This window comes from Pseudoalteromonas sp. AS71, from assembly GCF_038900275.1.
Lineage (GTDB): Bacteria > Pseudomonadota > Gammaproteobacteria > Enterobacterales > Alteromonadaceae > Pseudoalteromonas.
The window spans coordinates 24,598-45,982 of the sequence record NZ_JBBMQZ010000021.1 but is presented as its reverse complement, the minus strand read 5'-3'; the positions used below and the strand labels follow the sequence as shown (position 1 = coordinate 45,982).

General features: G+C 39.5%; 20 protein-coding genes. 8 read left to right on the top strand and 12 right to left on the bottom strand.

Going from position 1 to position 21,385, the window contains the following annotated elements; translation table 11 throughout:
* Position 1: 1 nt before the first annotated feature.
* Positions 2-721 carry a two-component system response regulator OmpR gene (gene ompR / locus WNY98_RS15750; RefSeq protein ID WP_002959552.1) on the bottom strand — a complete coding sequence of 240 codons (720 nt, stop codon included), beginning with the start codon at positions 719-721 and terminating at the stop codon, positions 2-4.
* Between the two features lie 195 nt (positions 722-916).
* Here ompR and greB point away from each other — a divergent pair, with 195 nt between their 5' ends.
* From greB to WNY98_RS15730, 4 genes are all read left to right on the top strand, one after another.
* The gene (gene greB / locus WNY98_RS15745; RefSeq protein WP_076925836.1) at positions 917-1,396 is read left to right on the top strand and encodes a transcription elongation factor GreB; all 480 of its coding nucleotides are present in this window, start codon (positions 917-919) and stop codon (positions 1,394-1,396) included.
* Between the two features lie 116 nt (positions 1,397-1,512).
* A complete protein-coding gene (locus WNY98_RS15740; RefSeq protein ID WP_342878365.1) occupies positions 1,513-1,824 on the top strand; it encodes a hypothetical protein in 312 nt (103 codons plus the stop codon).
* Between the two features lie 50 nt (positions 1,825-1,874).
* The gene (locus WNY98_RS15735; protein WP_024599663.1) at positions 1,875-2,456 is read left to right on the top strand and encodes a CBS domain-containing protein; all 582 of its coding nucleotides are present in this window, start codon (positions 1,875-1,877) and stop codon (positions 2,454-2,456) included.
* A gap of 168 nt (positions 2,457-2,624) precedes the next feature.
* Positions 2,625-4,952, top strand: coding sequence for a Tex family protein (locus WNY98_RS15730; protein WP_342878364.1), 2,328 nt, complete (start codon positions 2,625-2,627; stop codon positions 4,950-4,952).
* Positions 4,953-5,022: 70 nt separating this feature from the next.
* Here WNY98_RS15730 and WNY98_RS15725 read toward each other — a convergent pair whose 3' ends face one another.
* The 3 genes from WNY98_RS15725 to bioH form a co-directional block, all read right to left on the bottom strand.
* Entirely contained in the window at positions 5,023-5,883 is an 861-nt protein-coding gene (locus WNY98_RS15725) for a putative metalloprotease CJM1_0395 family protein (protein ID WP_170072829.1), read from the bottom strand.
* Between the two features lie 5 nt (positions 5,884-5,888).
* Positions 5,889-6,197: a hypothetical protein gene (locus WNY98_RS15720; protein ID WP_024599660.1), complete on the bottom strand. Its 309-nt coding sequence runs from the start codon at positions 6,195-6,197 to the stop codon at positions 5,889-5,891.
* 90 nt (positions 6,198-6,287) lie between these two features.
* Complete coding sequence (bioH, locus tag WNY98_RS15715) at positions 6,288-7,025, bottom strand: pimeloyl-ACP methyl ester esterase BioH (protein ID WP_342878363.1); 738 nt, start codon at positions 7,023-7,025, stop codon at positions 6,288-6,290.
* 74 nt (positions 7,026-7,099) lie between these two features.
* Here bioH and WNY98_RS15710 point away from each other — a divergent pair, with 74 nt between their 5' ends.
* Positions 7,100-7,777: a ComF family protein gene (locus WNY98_RS15710; protein ID WP_342878362.1), complete on the top strand. Its 678-nt coding sequence runs from the start codon at positions 7,100-7,102 to the stop codon at positions 7,775-7,777.
* 223 nt (positions 7,778-8,000) lie between these two features.
* On the opposite strand, the gene WNY98_RS15705 is transcribed toward WNY98_RS15710, so the two are convergent.
* On the bottom strand, positions 8,001-10,553 hold the full coding sequence (locus WNY98_RS15705; protein WP_342878361.1) for a M14 family zinc carboxypeptidase: 2,553 nt from the start codon (positions 10,551-10,553) through the stop codon (positions 8,001-8,003).
* A 146-nt stretch (positions 10,554-10,699) separates the two neighbouring features.
* Between WNY98_RS15705 and nfuA the strand changes: the two genes are divergently transcribed.
* Together nfuA and WNY98_RS15695 are read left to right on the top strand one after the other, a co-directional pair.
* The gene (gene nfuA / locus WNY98_RS15700; protein WP_002959571.1) at positions 10,700-11,275 is read left to right on the top strand and encodes a Fe-S biogenesis protein NfuA; all 576 of its coding nucleotides are present in this window, start codon (positions 10,700-10,702) and stop codon (positions 11,273-11,275) included.
* A gap of 9 nt (positions 11,276-11,284) precedes the next feature.
* Positions 11,285-11,554 carry a hypothetical protein gene (locus WNY98_RS15695; protein ID WP_002959572.1) on the top strand — a complete coding sequence of 90 codons (270 nt, stop codon included), beginning with the start codon at positions 11,285-11,287 and terminating at the stop codon, positions 11,552-11,554.
* 13 nt (positions 11,555-11,567) lie between these two features.
* Here the strand turns inward: WNY98_RS15695 and WNY98_RS15690 are convergent, their stop codons facing one another.
* On the bottom strand, positions 11,568-12,902 hold the full coding sequence (locus WNY98_RS15690) for an MATE family efflux transporter (protein WP_342878360.1): 1,335 nt from the start codon (positions 12,900-12,902) through the stop codon (positions 11,568-11,570).
* On the opposite strand from WNY98_RS15690, the gene WNY98_RS15685 reads away from it, so the two are divergent.
* Complete coding sequence (locus tag WNY98_RS15685) at positions 12,882-13,919, top strand: polysaccharide deacetylase family protein (protein WP_024599655.1); 1,038 nt, start codon at positions 12,882-12,884, stop codon at positions 13,917-13,919. The two genes, WNY98_RS15690 and WNY98_RS15685, sit on opposite strands and share 21 nt — an antisense overlap.
* On the opposite strand, the gene WNY98_RS15680 is transcribed toward WNY98_RS15685, so the two are convergent.
* The 6 genes from WNY98_RS15680 to WNY98_RS15655 all read right to left on the bottom strand — a co-directional run bounded on the left by WNY98_RS15680 (position 13,909) and on the right by WNY98_RS15655 (position 21,385).
* Positions 13,909-14,940 (bottom strand): chemotaxis response regulator protein-glutamate methylesterase, encoded by a 1,032-nt coding sequence (locus tag WNY98_RS15680; RefSeq protein WP_170072825.1) that lies wholly within the window; start codon positions 14,938-14,940, stop codon positions 13,909-13,911. The two genes, WNY98_RS15685 and WNY98_RS15680, sit on opposite strands and share 11 nt — an antisense overlap.
* Before the next feature lie 8 nt (positions 14,941-14,948).
* On the bottom strand, positions 14,949-15,566 hold the full coding sequence (gene cheD, locus WNY98_RS15675) for a chemoreceptor glutamine deamidase CheD (protein ID WP_039489124.1): 618 nt from the start codon (positions 15,564-15,566) through the stop codon (positions 14,949-14,951).
* Positions 15,556-16,380, bottom strand: a complete 825-nt coding sequence (locus WNY98_RS15670) for a protein-glutamate O-methyltransferase CheR (protein ID WP_342878359.1) — start codon at positions 16,378-16,380, stop codon at positions 15,556-15,558. The genes cheD and WNY98_RS15670 overlap by 11 nt, the downstream gene beginning before the upstream one ends.
* 80 nt (positions 16,381-16,460) lie before the next feature.
* Complete coding sequence (locus tag WNY98_RS15665; protein ID WP_170072822.1) at positions 16,461-18,767, bottom strand: methyl-accepting chemotaxis protein; 2,307 nt, start codon at positions 18,765-18,767, stop codon at positions 16,461-16,463.
* Between the two features lie 45 nt (positions 18,768-18,812).
* Positions 18,813-19,298, bottom strand: coding sequence for a chemotaxis protein CheW (locus WNY98_RS15660; RefSeq protein WP_024599650.1), 486 nt, complete (start codon positions 19,296-19,298; stop codon positions 18,813-18,815).
* Positions 19,295-21,385: a chemotaxis protein CheA gene (locus WNY98_RS15655; protein ID WP_342878358.1), complete on the bottom strand. Its 2,091-nt coding sequence runs from the start codon at positions 21,383-21,385 to the stop codon at positions 19,295-19,297. The genes WNY98_RS15660 and WNY98_RS15655 overlap by 4 nt, the downstream gene beginning before the upstream one ends.

Genomic DNA, 21,385 nt, shown 5'->3' with positions numbered 1-21,385 from the left:
ATTACTTTTCACCGTCGGGAACAAACACATACCCCAAACCCCAAACGGTTTGAATATAACGTGGATTAGCAGCATCTACTTCAATCATGCGTCGAAGTCGCGACACTTGCACATCAATACTTCGCTCAAGCGCACTGTAATCACGCCCACGCGCTAAGTTCATTAGCTTATCGCGGCTAAGTGGCTCACGCGGATGCGAAACAAGCGCTTTTAGCACTGCAAACTCACCACTGGTAAGCGATATTGTTTTATCCCCTTCACTCATTTCGCGCGTTGCTAAATTAAGCGTAAATTTACCAAAAGCGATTAAGTTTTCTTCAGCAGCAGGTGCGCCTGGCACTTCTTTTGCGCGGCGACGTAAAATTGCTTTTATGCGAGCAAGTAGCTCACGTGGATTAAATGGTTTTGGAATGTAATCGTCAGCGCCAAGTTCAAGGCCAATAATGCGGTCTACTTCGTCGCCCTTTGCAGTAAGCATAACAATAGGAATTTCATTTTCTTTTTGGCGTAGACGGCGGCAAATCGATAAGCCATCCTCGCCCGGGAGCATTAAATCGAGAACCATTAAGTGAAAGTTTTCTCGCTCTAGGAGTCTATCCATTTGCTCCGAGTTTCCTGCGGTTCTAACAATAAAGCCTTGCTCTACTAAGTAACGTTCAAGCAAACTGCGTAAGCGCATATCGTCATCAACAACTAATACTTTTGTGGTCTCGTGTCCCATAATCTCTTTCTTATTTTTATATCCAATTACTAGTTAATATAAATGAAAAACTTAATAATCAAAAACTAATTACTTGCTTAGATTGTTACTGAACATTTCAAAGCTTCCTTACTCGTACTTTATTACATTTTACGCTCGACAAGTTTTGGCAAATTTAATAACGTGCACACCATTAGAGTTAATAAAGAATTCACCATGAAAACAAATTTAGTTACCCGCGAAGGTTACTTACAATTACAACAAGAACACGACCAACTATGGAACGTTAAACGCCCAGAAGTAACAAAAATAGTAAGCTGGGCAGCCAGCCTCGGAGATCGCTCTGAGAACGCAGACTATCAATATAACAAGCGTTTGCTACGCCAAATTGACCGTCGGGTACGCTATTTACGCAAACGCATACCTGATTTAAAAATCATCGACTACTCTCCCGTGCAAGATGGAAAAGTGTTTTTTGGTGCGTGGGTCGAAATTGAAAACGAAGAAGGTGAAGTTAAAAAATTCAGAATTGTGGGTCCTGATGAAATTTACGACCGTAAAGATTACATATCAATAGACTCACCTATGGCGCGGGCGCTGATAAAAAAACAAGTGGACGACGATTTTGAAGTACCTACTCCTCAGGGTAAAAAGCAGTGGTATGTAAACAGTATCGATTACCAAAAAAAGAAATAAAAAGTTTTGATTCAGATCATGTTAACTTTTGATTGTGTAAATTAAAGCAATAAGCTATAACTGAATTATTCAAGTTGATTTGTTTAATTTGAAAGCAGTTAATTAAGGTCGTGGTTATGTCAAACATAGTACAGCGCATATTTAGTAATGCCGTATTGTTTGCACTTTTAATGAGTGTAAGTTTGGCGCTGCATGCCAGCAACACTGACGTAAACCTTGATAACGCTAAACTATCTAATCACTTTATTGCTTGTGATATTCCTGACCAAGCAAACCTCGATTTTGACGTAGACTCTCACGTTAATACTATTACCTTTAGGTCGCTTCAACCACTTCCTAATGTCGTAGATTCTTTTTATAAGAGCACCAATCTAAACAGACCTTTTAGCACTGCATACCAACGCGGACCACCTAGCTATTTAATTTAATTCATTATTTTACAACTTAATTAAATTTTATAACTACTAAGGTGACTACTATGTCTAACTTTAAAGAATTGCGTACTCAGAATGTTTCTCACGGCGTTATAGCAAGCACATTTGCAGATGACCAACCATTGATTGATTTATCATCTCCAGCGCTAAAAATGGTAAATAACTTTACTCAAAAAACGCCTATTCGTGCAGAACATACAACAACGATTACAGATGCACTTAAACAAGTTAGTGCACAACAATCTGATTTTGTTTTAGTAACCGACGAGAACCAAAAATTAATTGGCCTAGTTTCTAGCGCCGATTTACAAAGCTCTAAAATTACTATTATTGCAGAGCGCTTAAATATGCAACGAAGCGAAGTAAGCTTGCGCGATATTATGACACCAGTTAACCGTCTTACAGGTGTAAGCATGCAAAGCTTAAGCTATGCATGCATTGGTGATGCGCTGCAAACGATGGAGCATCAGGGCACAATGTTTTTATTAGTTACAACAGCAAGTAGCGAAATTTGTGGTCTAATTTCAGCTCGCCAAATAGCTAAAACATTACATATTCCACTGCATATTAGCCCTATTGCTCACTCTTTCAGTGAAGTATTAGAAAACATTGAGCACCCTCACTAGGGCGCTCTTTTAGTTGAATTGATTTACTCCCTTCCCAACCATCTTAAAGCAAGTGAAATAGCTTGCTTTAAGAGCTTTTTATTACTACCTCCTGTGATATTATTCAAGCAATTAACGGCGCCAGTAACACGCTTCTGGTCTTATTTTATTGTATAAAAAGGTTTTTGCATGAGCGATATCTCTGCACGTTTAGCCGATGAGTTAAACGCACAGCAGCAACAGGTTGTTGCAGCTACAAAATTACTTGATGAAGGCGCAACTGTTCCTTTTATTGCCCGCTACAGAAAAGAAGTTACCGGTGGCCTAGACGACACCCAATTACGCCTTTTAGAACAACGTCTATCGTACTTACGTGAACTAGAAGAACGCCGTAGTTTTATTTTATCGACCATCGAATCGCAAAATAAATTAACGCCAGAGCTAAGTGCCGATATAACTAATGCACAAAGTAAAACTGAACTTGAAGATTTATACCTACCTTATAAAGCTAAGCGCCGTACTAAAGGCCAAATAGCAATTGAAGCTGGTTTAGAGCCTCTTGCAGATGCACTATTTAAAGATGCTAACCTTGACCCAGAGCAACAAGCCGAGCAATTTGTAAGTGCTGAAAAAAGCTTTGCAGATACAAAATCGGTACTTGAAGGCGCTAAATTTATCTTAATGGAACGCTTTGCTGAAGACGCAAAATTACTTGCTAAATTTAGAAGTCACATAAGCCAAAACGGTGCAATTGAAAGCACCGTAATTAAAGGCCAAGAGCAAGCTGGTGCAAAATACCGTGATTACTTTGAGCATCAAGAACTTCTCAAAAAAGTACCTTCTCACCGTGCGCTTGCTATGCTTAGAGCCCGAAATGAAGGTGTACTTCAGTTAAATGTTAACCCAGAGCCTAGCGCTGAAAATTCAGCGCAACTATGTGCCAACATGATTGCGGAGCATTACCGTTTAGATATTAAATATAAAGCGGCAAGTCCTTGGTTATTAAATGTTGTGCAATGGGCGTGGAAAATTAAGTTAGGGTTGCACCTAGAGAATGAATTTTTTGCAGCAATGCGCGAAAAAGCAGAAGCTGGTGCAATCGACGTATTTGCCAAAAACTTAAAAGATTTATTAATGGCAGCACCTGCCGGCCCTCGTACTACTTTAGGTCTTGATCCAGGCCTTCGTACTGGCTGTAAGATTGCCGTTGTTGATAGCACAGGTAAATTACTAGCTACACAAACTATTTTCCCTCATGCTCCACAAAATCATTGGGATAAATCAGTGCGTACGTTAGAGCAACTTTGTCGTCAGCATAAAGTTGAGCTAATTGCGATTGGTAACGGTACTGCATCACGCGAATCAGATAAGTTGGTTGCTGAGCTTATGAAAGCAAACAGCGAACTTAAACTTAGTAAAATTATGGTTAGCGAAGCCGGCGCATCGGTTTACTCAGCTTCTGAATTTGCAGCTAATGAATTTCCAGATTTAGATGTTTCTATACGAGGGGCTGTCTCTATTGCGCGCCGCCTTCAAGATCCACTTGCTGAACTTGTTAAAATTGAGCCAAAATCAATTGGTGTTGGCCAATACCAACACGATGTATCGCAAAGCCAATTAGGCCAAAGCCTTATTTCAGTAGTTGAAGACTGTGTAAACTCAGTAGGTGTAGATTTAAACATGGCATCGTTACCGCTACTTACACGCGTATCTGGTTTGAACAAAACATTAGCGCAAAATATCGTTAATTATCGCGATGCTAACGGCACTTTTACTAAACGTAGTGAGCTTAAAAAGGTTGAGCGTTTAGGTCCAAAAGCATTTGAACAAGCGGCTGGGTTTTTACGTATTAACAATGGTAGCGATCCACTAGATAACTCATCAGTTCACCCTGAAGCTTATCCTGTTGTTAAACGTATTTGTGAACGCAATAGCGTAGATGTCAGTAATCTAATTGGTAACAGAGACTTTTTAACTAAACTTGCTGCTAACGATTACACTGACGAAAAATTTGGCTTACCAACCGTTACCGACATTATTACTGAGCTTGATAAACCAGGTCGCGATCCGCGTCCTGAATTTAAAACAGCTGAGTTTAAAGCTGGCGTTGAAAAAATTAGCGACCTAAAACCAGGTATGATTTTAGAAGGCGTGGTTTCAAACGTTGCTAACTTTGGTGCATTTGTTGATGTAGGTGTTCACCAAGATGGTTTAGTGCATATTTCAGCAATCACGAATAAATTTATATCAGACCCACGCGAAGTAGTAAAAGCGGGCGATATTGTAAAAGTGAAAGTAGTTGAAGTAGACGCTGCACGTAAACGCATAAGCTTTACTATGCGTTTAGATGACGATATTGATACAAGTAATAAGTCAGCAGCTCCAGCTACGCAAAAACCACAAGCACGTGCTAATAATTCACAACCTCGTGCTGCAAAGCCTAAACGTGACAACGGTAATGCGTTAATGGGTAATGCATTTGCCGATGCGTTCGCTAATGCTAAAGTGAAAAAATAATACTTGTACAGCTAAGCTAAAACGAAAAAAACCGCGTAAGCGGTTTTTTTGTGTTCATTTTACGAAGTTATTAACCATACGCCGAAAAGCCACTTTCACTTTGTGGTGAACTCGTCATTTGATAAAAATTGGCAATGCGCCCAGCTCGAGCTTCCACATCGGCATCGCGAGATTGCTCTGTATTCGTGTCGCTTTCTGACTCTGCAGTGCTGGTTTCGTTGGCTGAAAGCTTATTACTTTGCTCATCGTCTTCGCTTTGCTCTTCTTCTGGCATCGCAAGTTCAGCTTGAGCAGCTGCCATTTTTTGTGTTGCATCAGCTGCTATTGATCTATCAGCTCCCGATGGTTCTGCAGGCGCTAATGCGGCAGCCCGCACGGTTTGCATCTTATCGATGGTGGCTTGCGGATCATTGGGGACTTCAGATACATCAATTTGTACCTCACCACTTACGGCATAGTTGGTGCCATCTGGACCGCGCTCATAACCATAGCTAGGCGATCCTGCATGTTGCCCGCCAACAGCAGCATGAGCTTGTTCGTGTACACGTACTTCTGTATCACGGGCTTTAAGTTCTTTAATTTGCTGTTGTTCTTGTTCGAGCTGTTGCTCTTCTTGCTCAGTTTCTTGTTGAGACGCTTCTTGTTCGGCATCTTGATCGGCACTCTCTGAATTTTCTGAGTTGCCTTCACGCTGCTCAATTGCTTTATCGTCAGCTAGTTTACCGGTAGCATCGTAAGTAGATACATCACTATTATTGCCTGGAAGTTTGGCTTTTTCAGCATCACTTTGCGCTTTGGTTTCTGTATTGCTTGCGCTACTAGATGCGGGAGCAGGAATAACTTCGCGTAGTTGGTTGTCACGCCGTGCAGTTTCCGTATAAACATTTGCTGTGTTTATATTGATAGACGGAAATGGCGTGACAATATTCATTATTACTAAACTTTAATATCGATTAACGTGCCAAGTACATCATCGGCCGTTTGAATTGATTGCGTGTTTGCCTTAGCATTAAACTCTTCAACTTTTAAGTTAACAAGCGCTTCATCAACACGAGCTGGTTGTGCTACTGGTGCAGTAACAGCTTCTTCAGGGCGTGCTGCGCTAAGCTGACGTTGCTGCGCTAATTGTGCATCATCTTGCTGTTCTATACTGGCACGGTTAATCTCAGCACTGGCTTTTTCAATACCTTGGCTAGCGCGATTAAACCCTTCTACACCACTGTTAAATACAGATCCGATTGGCATATTAAAATCTCCACCAAATAAACATTGTTTAATTATCGCTCAGGTTCTGCTCGAAATAAAGCTTTAAACAGCGCTATTCTTAGCTCTATTTTAAAGCATTGATTTAACGACAGATAAAAACTCACTTTTATGAGAAATAAATGGTGCGTGCGACGCTTTATCTAGTACTTCGTATTCAAACTCAGTATTTAGTACTGACATTTCACTAATTGCTTTATAAGGCACTAAGGCATCAAGTCGACCAAATACTCCTTTGATAGGTACTGGGCAATGAGCAAATAAATCACGTAAATCGTCGTTTTGTAAAATATCCAAGCCAGTACTCAGCGCTTCGATTTTTGGCGCACTATATTGGTTTAATAATTGTTTAAGTTGCTTTATATCATCACGTGCCGACTCGCTACCCATTGCTTGAATAGCTAAAAAGCGATCTATGGTTTTTTCTCTGTGATTAACTAATTGTTCTTTAAATTGGGTAAGTACTTTTGCTTTTATTCCGGGCCAATTGTCACATTCTGCAAAAAAAGGGGTGGAAGCAATTAAAATTACTTTTGACACTTTTTCGGGCCAATGCTTTGCAATATACAGTGCAAATAAACCACCTAACGACCATCCCATTAAAATAGATTTAGGCTTTAACTGCTCACTTAAAATTACTGCTGCATCATGCAAAGTATAAGGGCTTGGGCAAACAAGACTATTACCAAATCCCGGTAGGTCAAGGCTACGTACATTTTCTGAATATAAAGACTCAAGTTCTGGCTGTACTAACTGCCATACGCCCTGATTCATTCCCCAACCATGTAATAACACTAACTCATTTTGCATATTTGCCTAACCTTTACCAAACTTAGGCTTATCATAACGTTTAAATAGGTGGTTGTAATGCACGGAGTGAATCAATGAAACAAGCTGTTTTAAATTGGTTATTTCCCTCTTATTGCGTGCAATGTCAAAGCCCGATTACAGCTAATTTAGGGTTGTGTGATTATTGCCTTGAAGATTTACCGTTATTTGATTTTAGTAAGTATAATAATTTACTGCACCGACCCGATATTGTTGAGATGTTTCCTAATTGCGAGTTTGATAAGTTATTTGCCTGCGCTTTTTATCAACCGCCCTTTGAGCATTGGCTTAAACGGCTAAAATTTAGTAACCAAATTCATTATAAAAAAGCATTACAGCAAACTATTAAAAAGCAATTAGCGCAGTTTTTTGAGCAAAGCCCTACCTTGCCCGATACCTTTATTATTTTACCTCTTCATAAAAGCCGCTTTATTACTCGCGGATTTAATCAGGTAAGCCAAGTATGGCAACCCTGTTTAGCTAATTACGCCCCACTAAGTAATGTTCTTATTCGCGATAAAAAAACACAAGCTCAGTCGGAGCTATCCCAAGCAAAGCGTATAAGAAACTTAAAAAATGCCTTTATTTGTACACAAGACATGGCAGGTAAAACAGTCGCTATTGTTGATGATGTGATGACGACAGGGGCAACATTAAACGCAGCTACTAGTGCACTAAAACAAGCAGGCGCTAAACAAGTGTGGGCTTTTACAACTTGCTTAACGCCTATTTAATTATTAAAAAGTATTAAACCAATCCGCAATAATACTTAATCATTTTGTTGGGCTAAACGTACCGCTACCGGCGTTAAAAAATTCTCATTTACGACTGCATGGATGCAGAAGGTAGAGCAATGCAGGAGCAATTGCCGAGACCAACTAAATAGCGAACTTTTTGCCTAGCTATCAACACGTTGTTCCATCCTCAAAGTAGATCACTTAATTATGCAAATTGGTATTATTCGCCATTTGCACGAAACGTATGACCAAAAAATAAAGCATTGCTTAGTAGTCGACTAGTCCCATACCAGTAACCTCTAAATACAGGGTCGTCGGTCATGCCGATTACTGTACCTCGTCCGTACGAGTGTGCAATTAAGCCCGCACCACCAGCAACTTGTTCAACATTAACAGCATCGGTAAAGCCTGCCAATAATGGATTTTTAGTGTAGGTAAGCACATTTACGAACGGCGCACCGGAAGCTTCTAGCAACCAAGTACTGTTTTTGAATACAGGTAATGTATTGCGCTTAAGTGAAAATGTAAGCGGATGAGTTAAATCTACATTAGTATTAAAAATAGCACCTGCAATGCGCTGACGCCCTGCTAAATGATCTTTATCACCATAACTTAAACCTGTCGTTTTAAATGCACTCGCTAAATCTTGTCGTGATAGGTAGCTTGCTTTGAGTAATTGCTGATCAGCTAAAAATTTAGCGCCGCCTTTGTGACCCCAAATAACGCCGCCTTTTCTTACCCAGCTTTTAATAGCCACTTTGTCGGCATCAGATAAGCTATTGTAATTGCCATGAGCAAGCACAATATGGCTGTAGTCACTTAATTCGAGTGAGCTTAAGCGATTCATTTCAACAATTGTTGGTGCAACACCTACAAAGCGATCTAAGTAATACCACACTTCACCGACTTCGTACTGGCTTGCGCCTTGCCCGCCAATGAGCAGTACTTTTGGAGCATTAACAACCGCCATTGATCGCGACCCTAAATCGGCCCCTTTGCTTGTTAAGCCTGAGGTAATAGGTTTAATTGCAATACCAAACTCATTTTGTGCTTTATTTAGCAAGGTAATCCAATCTGTATTTGTTTGTAGTCCTGCCGGTATAATAATACTTCCAGGTTTAAAATTAATTTCTCCTGATGTTGATTTAGCCGTTAACGCTTTTAGTGCTACACGTGCTTTTATACCTTGCTGTAATAGGCTATTTAACAATTTAGGTGCTAAATAATCATCCCACGAAAAACCAAATGCGTAACCCTCGGTGAGTGGAGAAAATGATGGGGTTGCTACTTTTTCCCATGCTTTATCAGCAACCTTTAATCCCCAACTACTTTTAACTTTAGAAAATGGCAGATTAAACGCATGCGCTAATGTCCAGCCTGATACATCGTAAAAAGTATTATCAGTAAAGTTTTTTTGCTCACTAAAAACCGCTTTTACCAAACGGTATTGTGGCTGCGCTAATGGTACAAAGTAGCTATGCGTACTGAAATTCTTACCATCTGCTTTTAATGATTTAGTAAGTGGGTAAGCGTTAATTTGATGCTGCTTTAACAATTCTAAAAAATGCTCAATACGGGTGTTGTCACTTGCACCTTCAACAACATAGCCTTCAAAGCTTTCATCACTGGCTAAATCAGCTGCCTGATTATAAAACTTAGCTTGGTAATCAAGTAAAGCAGTTCGGTTATCAACAGCCGCCTTAAAGGTTGATAAGCTCGTTAATAACTGATTTTTAATAGTAAAAGGAAAAGTCAGTGTACCGTTTATGGTTTCTTGCACATGTCCGCGAGAGCTGGCTTGCTCAAATAAAATACCGACACCACCATTTACATCAGGATAGGTTGAACCTTTACCGTAATAGAAGTCATCAAAGCTTTCTTCGGTAAAGTACAGTGCGTTGTTTTTATCTAACGTTTTTGCGTGATAGTTAGCAATCGCTTTGGTTAAAGTTACATTTTCATCCGGTGTTATTGGGTGTTTACGGCTTGGAATACCTGGTTGAAAAAAGTAACTGCTATTAGGCCCCATTTCATGAAAATCGGTTAAGATATTTGGTTTCCACTGATGAAATTTGGCAATACGCGCGCGCGATTCAGGATGTTGTAGTAATAACCAGTCACGATTTAAATCAAACCAGTAATGGTTAGTACGGCTACTTGGCCAGTTTTCAACATGCTCACGGGTTTTAGGGTCACTTGATAAGTTCATGCCTCGGTTACTGTTGGCCCAATTAGCAAAACGAGCGAGCCCGTCAGGATTAAGTGAAGGGTCAAGTAAAATAACAGTGTTGTTTAATAACTCATCAACTTCATCGCCTTGAGCTGCAGCTAAATAATAAGCCACCAGCAATGATGAGTTACTACCTGATGATTCATTACCATGAACGCTATAACCCATCCACACAACAGCGGGTTCATCTTGGGCTTTATCATTATTATTATTACTTAAACGTGCCAGATGAGCTTGGCGTGTTTGTTCTATGTTTGATAACTTATTAGCCGCAGTAATTGTTAGCATTACAAGCGGGCGTTGTTCATGCGTGCGGCCAATCACCTCAAAATTTATACGGTCGCTTTTATCAGCAAGTATTTCCATATAACGTACGAGCTGATCGTGTCTCACGTGCCACTCTCCTACTTCGTAACCGAGTACTTGCTTAGGAGTAGGAATTGAAGGGTCAAATTTTACATCTTGTTCAAAATAATACGAAAGTGGCTTAGCTACACTTGAAAAGCTAAGCAACACCACCATTAATGTTAATACCAAACGCATATAAATTACTCAAAAAATGTTCGTTGTTTGCACGCTACCATTGCTTAAAATAGATGCCAACTTTTTACGCTCAACACTAGCCGCAACACGATGAGCGGAGTATGATACGCAGTATCCGAGTAATTTAGTCAAGTATAGATGGTTTTATGATTTCTATTTCCGAAACAGCGCAAGCGCATTTTGCTAAACTATTAGCAGATCAATCACAACAAACCAATATTCGTGTGTTTGTTGTAAACCCTGGTTCATCACAAGCGGAATGTGGTGTGTCTTATTGTCCAGAAGACGCTGTAGAAGCGAGCGATATTCGCCTAAACTTTAACGGTTTTGATGCCGTTGTAGATGCAGAAAGTGCTCCATTTTTAGAAGAAGCTGAAATCGATTTTGTTACCGACAAAATGGGTACTCAGTTAACGCTAAAAGCACCAAATGCAAAGGCGCGTAAAATAGGTGATGATGCATCGTTAAACGAACGTGTACAGCACATGCTAGAAACCGAAGTAAATCCACAACTTGCTAACCACGGTGGTCAAGTAAGCCTTGTTGAAATTACAGCTGCAGGTATAGCTATACTTCAGTTTGGTGGTGGTTGTAACGGTTGTTCTATGATCGATGTAACGCTAAAAGAAGGCATTGAAAAAGAAATGATAGCTAAGTTTGAAGAAATCACCGGTGTTGCTGATATAACAGAGCACGAAGCGGGCGATCACTCTTACTATTAGGCCTTTTAAATGCTAAAGCAGCTTATCTATCGCTTAGGGAGCAACCCTAAGCTGAGCTTAAAGCGCTTTTTTCGCGGCTTAGCACTGTTTGTGCTAGCCGTGATATTCATATCTATTGGGTATTACACTCACTACAGCTTACAAATAATTGGCGTTATAATTTTACTCCCCGCATTATTTTTTGCCGGTTGGGGCTACTGCGGTATTTTTGCTAATCGTTTTTCACAAGTTTTAAAAGATATGGGCCCTAAACACCACGACCCCGATCTCTGGAAATAAACCATTCATTTATTTAATCTAATAGCTGATTATTTATTTTTAAGTGGTAATATTTAATGATTAATGTAACCCCGCGCATTAACATAAAGCAGCTCATAGCCAGCCATAACCCATTATTTTCCCAGTCTATAAACACCCAAAACACACCAAAAAAACCAACTCCAGCGGAAAGTATCATACTGTTACGCATGTTCTTTGCTCTTGTGAGTCCAACAAAAACACCATCAAACAAAAAGCAACTCATGGCCAAAATAGGCAATACTATTAGCCATGGCAAATAGTGAGTTGCCTCTTGAATAACCTCTGGCACATTGGTTAAAAGCTTTATTATAGTGCTGCCAAATAATGCAAAAAAAGCGCTATATAACACGCCAAAAAGCATGCCCCAAAATACACTTATTTTAACCCATAGTTCTATATTTTTAACACTTCCTTGGCCTTTAGCTTGCCCTACTTTTGCCTCAGATGCGTAAGCAACGCCATCAAGAGCAAAACTCACCAACATTAGAAAGTTAAGTAAAACAGCATTAGCGGCGAGTGTAGTTTCGCCAATTCGCGCTGCGTAGAATGTCATAAAACTAAAACATAATTGCAGTATCAAAGAGCGAATAAATATATCTCTATTCAAACTCAATAATTCAGCCATTTTGCTAATACTTAGCCAATTCGGTACATTTAGTTCAATACCTTGCTTTTTAGCTAATTTAACCACTAAAAACAGTGCAAATACTAAAGCCGTATAATCAGCAATAAGTGAAGCCAACGCAGCGCCTGCAACTGCCCAATCTAAATAAACCACAAAATAAATATCTAGCACTATATTAACGATATTAGTGACGAGTAATAAATAAAATGGACCTCGGCCATAATGCACACCAAGCATCCAACCCAGTAACACTAAATTACACAATGCTGCTGGAGCACTAAAAATACGAATGCTAAAATACTGATACGCTTGGGCGAGTACATCGCCATTGGCGGCGGAGAGATAAGCAATAGCGTGCTTTATTAATGGGGATAACACAATTAATAGCACAGCCACTGCGCTTGCAAGTAATAGGCTTCGTTTAAGTAAAGCGGCAAGTTGGGTTAAATCGTTTTTTCCGTACGCTTGTGCCACGAGTCCCGTGGTGCTCATTCTTAAAAAACCAGCAAGCCAAAATAAAATAGATATAACTGCAGAGCCAAGGGCAATACCCGCTAAGTAATGAGCGCTTCCTAAGTGCCCAATTACAGCAGTATCAACAATTCCTAACAACGGCACTGTGATATTTGATAGTATCATCGGACCCGCTAACAACAGCAAGCTTTTATGGTGTGCCTTATTATGTATAAGAAATTGTTTCATTTAGTATTATTTATCCTCATTAGTATATCTGTGCGGGCTCAAGCAGCCGTTATTTTACAGTATCATCATGTTAGTGAAACCCTGCCTGCTGTAACGAGCGTTAGCGCGAATACTTTTACTAAACATTTAAGCTATTTAAAAGAGCACAACTTTAACGTTATTCCTCTTAATGAGTTAATAAGCGCGCTTCAGCAAGGTGAAACCTTACCTGATAAAACTGTCGCTATCACCTTTGATGACGGTTATAACAATAACTATGAACAAGCTGCACCTATTTTAGAAAAGTTTGGCTACCCGTACACTATCTTTGTAAATCCTAAATTAATAGACGAAGGCATGAGTTACGTAATGGGGTGGGATAAGCTCAAAGAATTATCTAAAAAAGGGGCATTAATAGCCAATCATAGCGGACAACATGATTACTTACACCTTAAGCTTGAAAACGAAACTGATGCGCAATGGCAATCACGTATTAAGCAAGATATTCTTAGCTCTCAAAAGCGTATAAAAGAAGAAATAGGCCACGACTATAAATACTTAGCATACCCGTATGGTGAGTTTAATAACGAGCTGCAAGCACTTGTGACAGAGCTTGGTTTTGTGGGTATTGGTCAGCACTCCGGCGCTGTAAATAAAGATTCTAATTTTAGCCGCTTACCACGTTTTCCTGCATCAGGCTTTTACAGCAAACTAGAAACTCTTATTACTAAGCTTAACTCACGCGCGTTTAATATCACCAATTTAACTTATCAAGATAGCGTTACACAACAAAATCCACCCGCGCTCACAATTGAATTTAATATGGGTGATTTCCATAAGAGTCAATTTGCCTGTTACGTATCAAGCGTAGGACAAGCTGATTTAAAATGGATAAATAAAAATACAGTTGAAATAACCTCACCAAAAGTACTCAATGAAGGGCGCTCTCGCTTTAACTGTACTGCCCCTTCTATTTCAAGTCCTAGTGATTATTTTTGGTTTTCACAGCCTTGGGTAATCGAAGCGCCTAAACCTTAACGGCCTGATATAAAAGCCGCTGGGTTATTTTATCCAGCGCAACTATTTCGTCTGCCGCATTTAGCTCAGCGGCAGCTTTAGGCATACCCCATACCACCGATGAGTACTCATCTTGAGCTAGGGTATACGCACCGTTTTGTTTTAGTGCAAGTAGCCCTTTTGCGCCATCACTCCCCATTCCAGTTAATATTGCTGCAACTACATTTTTAGCCCCAGTCTCTACTAATGAGTTAAACAACACGTCTACCGCGGGTTTATGTCTGTTAACCGGCTCGCCATCATCAAGCTGGCAATACAGGCTAACACCCCGTTTTTTAATACTTAAATGAAAACCACCTGGTGCTATATAAGCCCAGCCCGCGCTGAGCTTATCTCCATGTTCAGCCTCTTTCACATTTATCGCGCATGTACGGTTCATTCGCTCAGCAAATGAAGCGCTAAACACAGGAGGGATATGCTGAGTAATTACAATGGGCGGGCAATTTGGTGGCATTTTAATAAGTACTTCTTTTATAGCCTCAGTTCCACCCGTTGAAGCACCTATCGCAATTACTTTATTAAGTAAAAACTGAAAATGAGTATTAATAGGCTCATTTGTGATGGCTACTTTTTTATAGCTTCTTACTCTCGCTCCAGCAGCTATTCGCACCTTTTGCTGGACAAGTGATGCATATTGGCTCAATTGCTCTCTTACGTTGTTAGTCGGCTTAGCTATAAAATCAACAGCCCCTAATTCGAGTGCTTCTAATGTGATAGGAGAGCCTTTTTGAGTTAGTGTTGAAATCATCACTACTGGCATTGGCCTTAATCGCATTAAGTTTTTTAAAAAACTAATACCATCCATTTTTGGCATTTCGACGTCGAGCGTTAATACATCAGGACTGAGCTTTTTTATCATTTCACGAGCTTCGTAGGGATCCTCAGCGCTACCCACTACTGTAATATCTTCAGCTTGTTGTAATATTTCAGTGAGTAAACGCCTTATTAAAGGAGAGTCATCAATTATTAATACTTTAATCATGCATACTCCTAAAACAGCTCTATATCAGTCACTACTTCTTGCTTTTTAAGATTTTGTAAATAACGGACTTCGCGTTTTTCAATCGTATTGTTGTGTAGGTTTTTAAGCTTTTTCATATGAACTTTACCGGTATTCGGATGAAAAAATATTTTCCGCGGCCATGGTCCACCCATATCGTGGGCAACTAGATTTAATGCCTCTTCTTTAATATACGCCGCTGCAAAACTAATATTACCTAGCCCTATATCCGTCATCGCACTAATAATTTTACCCCCGCCAAAAAGCTTTACTTTTAGGTTACACCGAGACGCGCCATTTTTTAAAACTTCGTTTATAAGATACTCCATAGCCCAATTACCGTAGCGACAACTTAAACTATGCGCATTTTTAAGTTCTACTCCCTTTTGAATTGGTAACATAAAGTGATTCATCCCACCAATACCAAGTACTTCATCGTATACACAAGCCGCAATACACGAACCCAGAACTGTAGAGATCAGTTCATTATTTTTAGAAACATAAAACTCACCCGGAAGTACTTTAGCAACAACGCTACCTCGGCCCGAATCCCAGTATCGTTTAATATGTTCAAAGTTAGGTAATACCGGCCTAAACTCAGCGTGCATTTTGTCCCTTTTGGTACATAGTTTTCCCTAAGTTTTTGAATTGTGAATGCTCTTTACCCATACTTTCTGAGTGACCTAAAAACAAATAACCTTGTTCATTTAATATATTGGCGTAACGCTTAAAAAGCTGATCTTTTGTTTCTTTATCAAAGTAAATAACAACATTACGACATAAAATAAGATCAAATGATCCTTTCATTGGCCAGTCTTGTAATAAGTTTAAACGCTTGAAAGAAATAGACTCTTTTAGTTTATCTCTAACTTTATAATTTTCACCGTCTTTGCTTTTTAAAAACCAACGCTTAAGTTGCACGTCATCTAAGCCATTAACATTCGCTGCGGTGTAAATACCTTTTTGTGCTTTTGCCAATACATTAGAATCTAAATCGGTTGCTAGTATTTTTACATCCCAATTGCTTGGAAATGCATTATTTAAAGTCATCGCCAAACTGTAAGGCTCTTCCCCTGTTGAGCAACCAGCAGACCAAATTCTTACTCGCTTACTGTCTTTATTTGCCTTTAAAAGAGCTGGTACAAGCTCAGATTTTATAAATTCAAAATGGTGTATTTCACGAAAAAAAGACGTTAAGTTAGTTGTTATAGCATTGATGAAGGCATCAAACTCTTTATCTTTATGGTTATTTAAATACTCTAAATACGCTTTAAAATCAGTTAGTTTACGCTCTCTAATACGTCTTGCTAAGCGTGAATAAACCATCTCTCTCTTATGTTCACCTAATACAATTCCACACGCGTTATAAACTAAGTTAGCAATTTCTTTAAAGTCGCGTTCGGTACACAAAAACTCTTTCATTGTTCGCTCTCAATTAAGCCTACCGAATAACACCTCGCTGTGATTATGTATCCAGCGAGGTATATTAAAAAGATTGGTTATTAAAACTCTTCCCATTCATCAGCAGAGTCTACAAAGTTATCGCCTCTGGGCTTATTACTCACAAAGCTACTTTGCGATCTATGAGATAATTTAGGCGTGTGCATAGTCGGCGAAATCATTGCCATCTCTTGCTGGCCTATTGAGAAAAAATTGAGTAGTCGACGCATCTCATTAGCTTGCTCAGCCATAGACTCGCCTGCTGCAGAAGCTTGCTCTACTAAGGCAGCATTTTGTTGCGTCATTTCGTCCATTTGGGAAATGGCTTTATTAACTTGCTCTATACCCGCACTTTGCTCTTCAGATGCCTCTGTAATATCAGAAATCATTTGTGTCACTCTTTGCACCGACACAACAATTTCTTTAAGTGTAGCGCCCGACTCATTAACTAATTGAGAGCCATCGGCTACTTTGCCTACGCTATCTCTTATTAACTCTTTAATCTCTTTAGCTGCACCTGCAGAGCGCTGTGCTAAATTACGCACTTCACCTGCCACGACGGCAAAGCCTCGACCTTGTTCACCCGCTCTTGCAGCTTCTACTGCAGCATTAAGCGCTAATAAATTAGTTTGAAATGCTATTTCATCAATGACACCAATAATGTCTGCAATTTTCTTACTCGACTCATTAATTGCCGACATGCTCGTAACGGCTCTATTAACAACCTCACCACCTTGAATCGCTTTTTCACATGTTTCTTCTGCTAGATCGTTCGCTACTTTTGCGTTATCAGCATTTTGACGAACGGTACTGGTCATTTCTTCCATACTTGACGCTGTTTCTTCAAGTGACGAGGCTTGCTCTTCTGTACGTTGGCTTAAATCAGCATTACCTTGAGAGATTTCTTCTGCACCACTGGCTACTAGCGTTGCCGATGAATTTATGCGATTAATCACTTCCGTTAACTTATCTGCCGTAGCATTTGCGTCGCGTTTAAGCTTATCAAATGAACCTTTATATTCTTTTTCAATACGTTTTGATAGATCACCACTTGCCATCGCATCGAGCATATTGCCAGTGTCGGCAACTGCATCATCAACTATTTTAACTAAGCTGTTTAGCCCTTGAGCCAAACGTAAAAAGAACCCTTCCTTCCCATCTTCCGCTACTCTTGTATCTAATTCGCCATTACCTGCAGCACCAATAAGCTCAGCAATCTCTTTTTCAAGCGCAACTTCATTGGTCCTATCTTCCCACTCAACAATAGTGCCTAAATGCTTTCCGTCTTGACTAATCCAAGGTGAAGCAATCAAGGTGAAAGTGACACCCGCTAAAAGTAATTCGGCTTTATGAGGCTTATCGAGATTTTTTAATAAATCGCGCTGATGGTTAGGGTGTTTATGAAAATCATCAACACAGGTGCCAATTAAATTATCAACAGAAAAGCTTGGTAATACAGTTTGTAATTCTTTTTCACGTACTTTTAGCATTTTCTGAACACGGTCGTTCACAAATACTATATTGAGATCTTTATCAGCAATCATTACATTAGCTTGGCAAACTTTAAGCGCATTTGCTAAATCGGCTGCTTTGCGAGATGCTTTTTCAAGCTCTTTTTGTTCAGTAATATCAGATGCATATTTGATCACTTTAAACGGCTTACCGTTCATATCATAAATTGGGTTATAAGAAGCCTGGATCCAAACCTCCTGACCCTGTTTCCCTATTCTTAAATATTCCCCTGAATCAAATTCACCGCGACCTAGTTTGGCCCAAAACTCTTTATACTCGATACTATTTGCATGTTCGGGGTCAATAAAAAGCCTATGGTGCTGACCTTTAATCTCACTGAGTTGATAGCCTAGCGCATTTAAAAAGTTATCATTGGCATCAATAATGGTGCCATCTAAATTAAATTCGATAACCGCTTGGGATTTACTTATAGCGCTAATTTGTCCAGAAGCTTCTGCTGAAATTAACTTTTGTTCAGTCACGTCGGTGGCAAATTTAACGACTTTTAATACTTGCCCTTGCTCATCAACAATTGGATTATAAGTTGCTTGAATCCATACCTCAGTTCCACCTTTAGCATTTCGCTTAAACTCATCTGAGATAAACTCGCCGTTACGCAAGCGTTGCCAAAAGTTTTTATAGTCGTTGCCCTGAGCTTCATCTGGGTCCACAAACATAGAGTGATGCTGGCCTTGAACCTCTTCAAGACGATAGCCCATCGCGTTTAGAAAGTTCATATTTGCAGTAATTATCTTACCGTTAGGTTCAAACTCAATCACCGCTAATGATTTATTTAATGCATCTACAATTAAATCGTTGCTTGATTTTGACTGCTTTGGATTACTAAACCATCCCATCCCCATCACCACCTTTAAGTTTATTATTCATTTAGTTTCTATTTGCTAAATATTCATTGTTTTTTGCAGGTCAATTAGCGCTACCATTTTTTCACCGACATTCACCAACCCCGCTACATATTCACAATTACTCGATTCAGATAAACTAGGGACCGCTTTCGCATCCTGCTCTGCAATACTGTAAACATCAGAGACGGCATCAACGGCAACACCTATAATTTTACTACCTAGTTCAAACTCTATTTTGACAACGATAACCACCGTTAATGGCCCATAGTCGACACTTGGTAATCCAAAACGCAACCGTAAATCAATAATTGGCACTATTGTTCCACGTAAATTAATAACGCCTTTTACAAATTCAGGCGCATTGGGCAGTACTGTAATTTCTTCCCAACTGCGAATTTCTTGTACTGTTAAAATATCAACGCCGTATTCTTCATCAGCCATAATAAAAGTTAAAAACTGTTTTACACCTTGCTGTTGTTGAAGATTTAATTGATTACTTAACTGGCTTTGCTCTGAGCTCATAACGCCTCCAAAGTGGCTTGCGTTTCAATCGTTAGTTCTTGGCTACCTGGTTTTTTTAAACCTGAGAGCTTTATTAAGCCGCTAACGTCAACAATCAGTGATACACGCCCATCGCCTAAAATAGTGGCTCCTGATACGCCATCAACTTTGTGATAGTTAGCCTCTAAACTTTTAATAACAACCTGTTGTTGAGACAGTAAATCATCAACTAATAAACCGACCTTTTGATTATCTGTTTCTACAACAACAAGTAGCGTTTTATCGAGTGATTCAATGGCATTTTTATGATTAAAAATATCGTAGAGCCTTAAAATAGGAATGTATTCGTCCCGAAGCCTCAATACATCAAGGTTTTTACCCACTCGACTCACTTTAGCAATATCAATTTGCAGAGATTCCACAATAGAAATGAGCGGAATAATATAAGTATGCTGAGCCACCTTAACTAATTGCCCATCTAAAATAGCGAGAGTAAGTGGTAATCTAATAGTAAACGTAGAACCAACACCGGGCTCTGAGGTTACCTCTACTGAGCCATTTAAAGATTGAATATTTCTCTTAACTACATCCATCCCAACTCCACGACCAGATAAATCACTTACCTCATCCATTGTTGAAAAGCCGGGCATAAAAATAAGCTCATTTATTTCATCGTTATTGAGGTGGTTATCAGCTGGGATTAATTGGTTAGCGATGGCTTTTTCTTTTATTTTTTTTGTATTTAACCCCTGCCCATCATCCATTATTTCAATAACAATGTTTCCACCCTGATGAAATGCATTTAAGGTTACTGTGCCAACGGGATCTTTACCTGCCGCCAGCCTTTGCTCAACAGTCTCTAATCCATGATCAAGTGAGTTCCTCACTAAATGGACCATAGGGTCGGATATTTTTTCCATTACTGTTTTATCAAGCTCGGTTTGCTCTCCAATCAACTTTAGCTCAACCTGCTTGTTTAGCTTTTGTGCTATATCTCGCACTAATCGAGGAAAACGGCTAAATACAAAGTTTATCGGGAGCATACGAATGCGCATCACATTTTCTTGTAAATCACGCGTATTATGGGCAAGTTGCGCTAGGCCTTCTTGTAGTAAAGTGATTGTGGCTGGTGTGATTTCTTGTTCGCTAAGCTGATTTAGCATAGCTTGTGTAATAACAAGTTCACCAACCATATTTATTAACGAATCCACTTTATCAATGCCAACACGAATGGAGGTGGATTCTGGTGTACTTGCAGGTTTTTTTTCTTTATTAGCAGCCGGTTGCTGAGGCTTACTTGGTAACTCAGCTACTTTTATTGAATCGGATTCTTCAAGCTCAACAGCTTTAGATATTTCACCTTGGTTTGGTTGTATTGGCTCATCATTGCCAAATAAGCCTCCGCATAGTTCAATTGTTATGTCGGCATCGTCTTCAACCCATTCAAATACTTCTTTTATGGTTTTTTCATCATGGCTAGTGCTTAAAAAAAAGCGCCAATGTAAAAAGCATTCATCACTACTTAAATCGGTGATTTCTGGAACTTCATCGTAAAATGCTGTGGTTTCTAACTCGCCTAGCTCTTCAAGCTCACTGATCATATACAGTGGCTCGTTTCCTGTTTTAAATAAATGATGATGAGGTTTAAAGTCTATTTGATAGGTATTACTGCCTGTTTGCGGTTCTTGGCTTTGAGGTTTACTTGCTTGTGTTTTGTTTTTCATTCCAAGTACATGTTCAAATTGTACTTTTAACGAATCTGCCTCGGTTAAATCAGGCTCTTGCTCACCTTGAAGTGCAGCAAGTAAACCGCGTAAGCAGTCCACAGCTTTGAGTAATAAATTTACATGATCGGTGCTAAGCACACGTTCACCTTGGCGAATTTGATCTAGTAATGTTTCAAGTACATGAGTAAAATCAGCAACGGAGCTAAAACCAAATGTTCCACTGCCTCCTTTAATCGAGTGAGCAGCTCTAAAAATAGTGTTGATAGTTTCTAAATCTTCCTCACCTGGCACTAAGTTTAATAGCTCAGCCTCCATGGTATCGAGGCCTTCAAAACTCTCTTCAAAGAAAACTTCAAAAAACTGACTTAAATCTATACTCAC

What these genes read in the sequence shown, in the direction of transcription:
- greB (WP_076925836.1), top strand. Translation starts at nt 917, where the DNA reads ATGAAAACAAATTTAGTTACCCGCGAAGGTTACTTACAATTACAACAA.
- WNY98_RS15710 (WP_342878362.1), top strand. Translation starts at nt 7,100, where the DNA reads ATGAAACAAGCTGTTTTAAATTGGTTATTTCCCTCTTATTGCGTGCAA.
- bioH (WP_342878363.1), bottom strand. Translation starts at nt 7,025, where the DNA reads ATGCAAAATGAGTTAGTGTTATTACATGGTTGGGGAATGAATCAGGGC.
- WNY98_RS15690 (WP_342878360.1), bottom strand. Translation starts at nt 12,902, where the DNA reads ATGAAACAATTTCTTATACATAATAAGGCACACCATAAAAGCTTGCTG.
- nfuA (WP_002959571.1), top strand. Translation starts at nt 10,700, where the DNA reads ATGATTTCTATTTCCGAAACAGCGCAAGCGCATTTTGCTAAACTATTA.
- WNY98_RS15660 (WP_024599650.1), bottom strand. Translation starts at nt 19,298, where the DNA reads ATGAGCTCAGAGCAAAGCCAGTTAAGTAATCAATTAAATCTTCAACAA.
- WNY98_RS15720 (WP_024599660.1), bottom strand. Translation starts at nt 6,197, where the DNA reads ATGCCAATCGGATCTGTATTTAACAGTGGTGTAGAAGGGTTTAATCGC.
- cheD (WP_039489124.1), bottom strand. Translation starts at nt 15,566, where the DNA reads ATGCACGCTGAGTTTAGGCCGGTATTACCTAACTTTGAACATATTAAA.
- ompR (WP_002959552.1), bottom strand. Translation starts at nt 721, where the DNA reads ATGGGACACGAGACCACAAAAGTATTAGTTGTTGATGACGATATGCGC.
- WNY98_RS15735 (WP_024599663.1), top strand. Translation starts at nt 1,875, where the DNA reads ATGTCTAACTTTAAAGAATTGCGTACTCAGAATGTTTCTCACGGCGTT.
- WNY98_RS15705 (WP_342878361.1), bottom strand. Translation starts at nt 10,553, where the DNA reads ATGCGTTTGGTATTAACATTAATGGTGGTGTTGCTTAGCTTTTCAAGT.
- WNY98_RS15740 (WP_342878365.1), top strand. Translation starts at nt 1,513, where the DNA reads ATGTCAAACATAGTACAGCGCATATTTAGTAATGCCGTATTGTTTGCA.
- WNY98_RS15680 (WP_170072825.1), bottom strand. Translation starts at nt 14,940, where the DNA reads ATGATTAAAGTATTAATAATTGATGACTCTCCTTTAATAAGGCGTTTA.
- WNY98_RS15665 (WP_170072822.1), bottom strand. Translation starts at nt 18,767, where the DNA reads ATGGGATGGTTTAGTAATCCAAAGCAGTCAAAATCAAGCAACGATTTA.
- WNY98_RS15685 (WP_024599655.1), top strand. Translation starts at nt 12,882, where the DNA reads ATGTATAAGAAATTGTTTCATTTAGTATTATTTATCCTCATTAGTATA.
- WNY98_RS15695 (WP_002959572.1), top strand. Translation starts at nt 11,285, where the DNA reads ATGCTAAAGCAGCTTATCTATCGCTTAGGGAGCAACCCTAAGCTGAGC.
- WNY98_RS15725 (WP_170072829.1), bottom strand. Translation starts at nt 5,883, where the DNA reads ATGAATATTGTCACGCCATTTCCGTCTATCAATATAAACACAGCAAAT.
- WNY98_RS15670 (WP_342878359.1), bottom strand. Translation starts at nt 16,380, where the DNA reads ATGAAAGAGTTTTTGTGTACCGAACGCGACTTTAAAGAAATTGCTAAC.
- WNY98_RS15730 (WP_342878364.1), top strand. Translation starts at nt 2,625, where the DNA reads ATGAGCGATATCTCTGCACGTTTAGCCGATGAGTTAAACGCACAGCAG.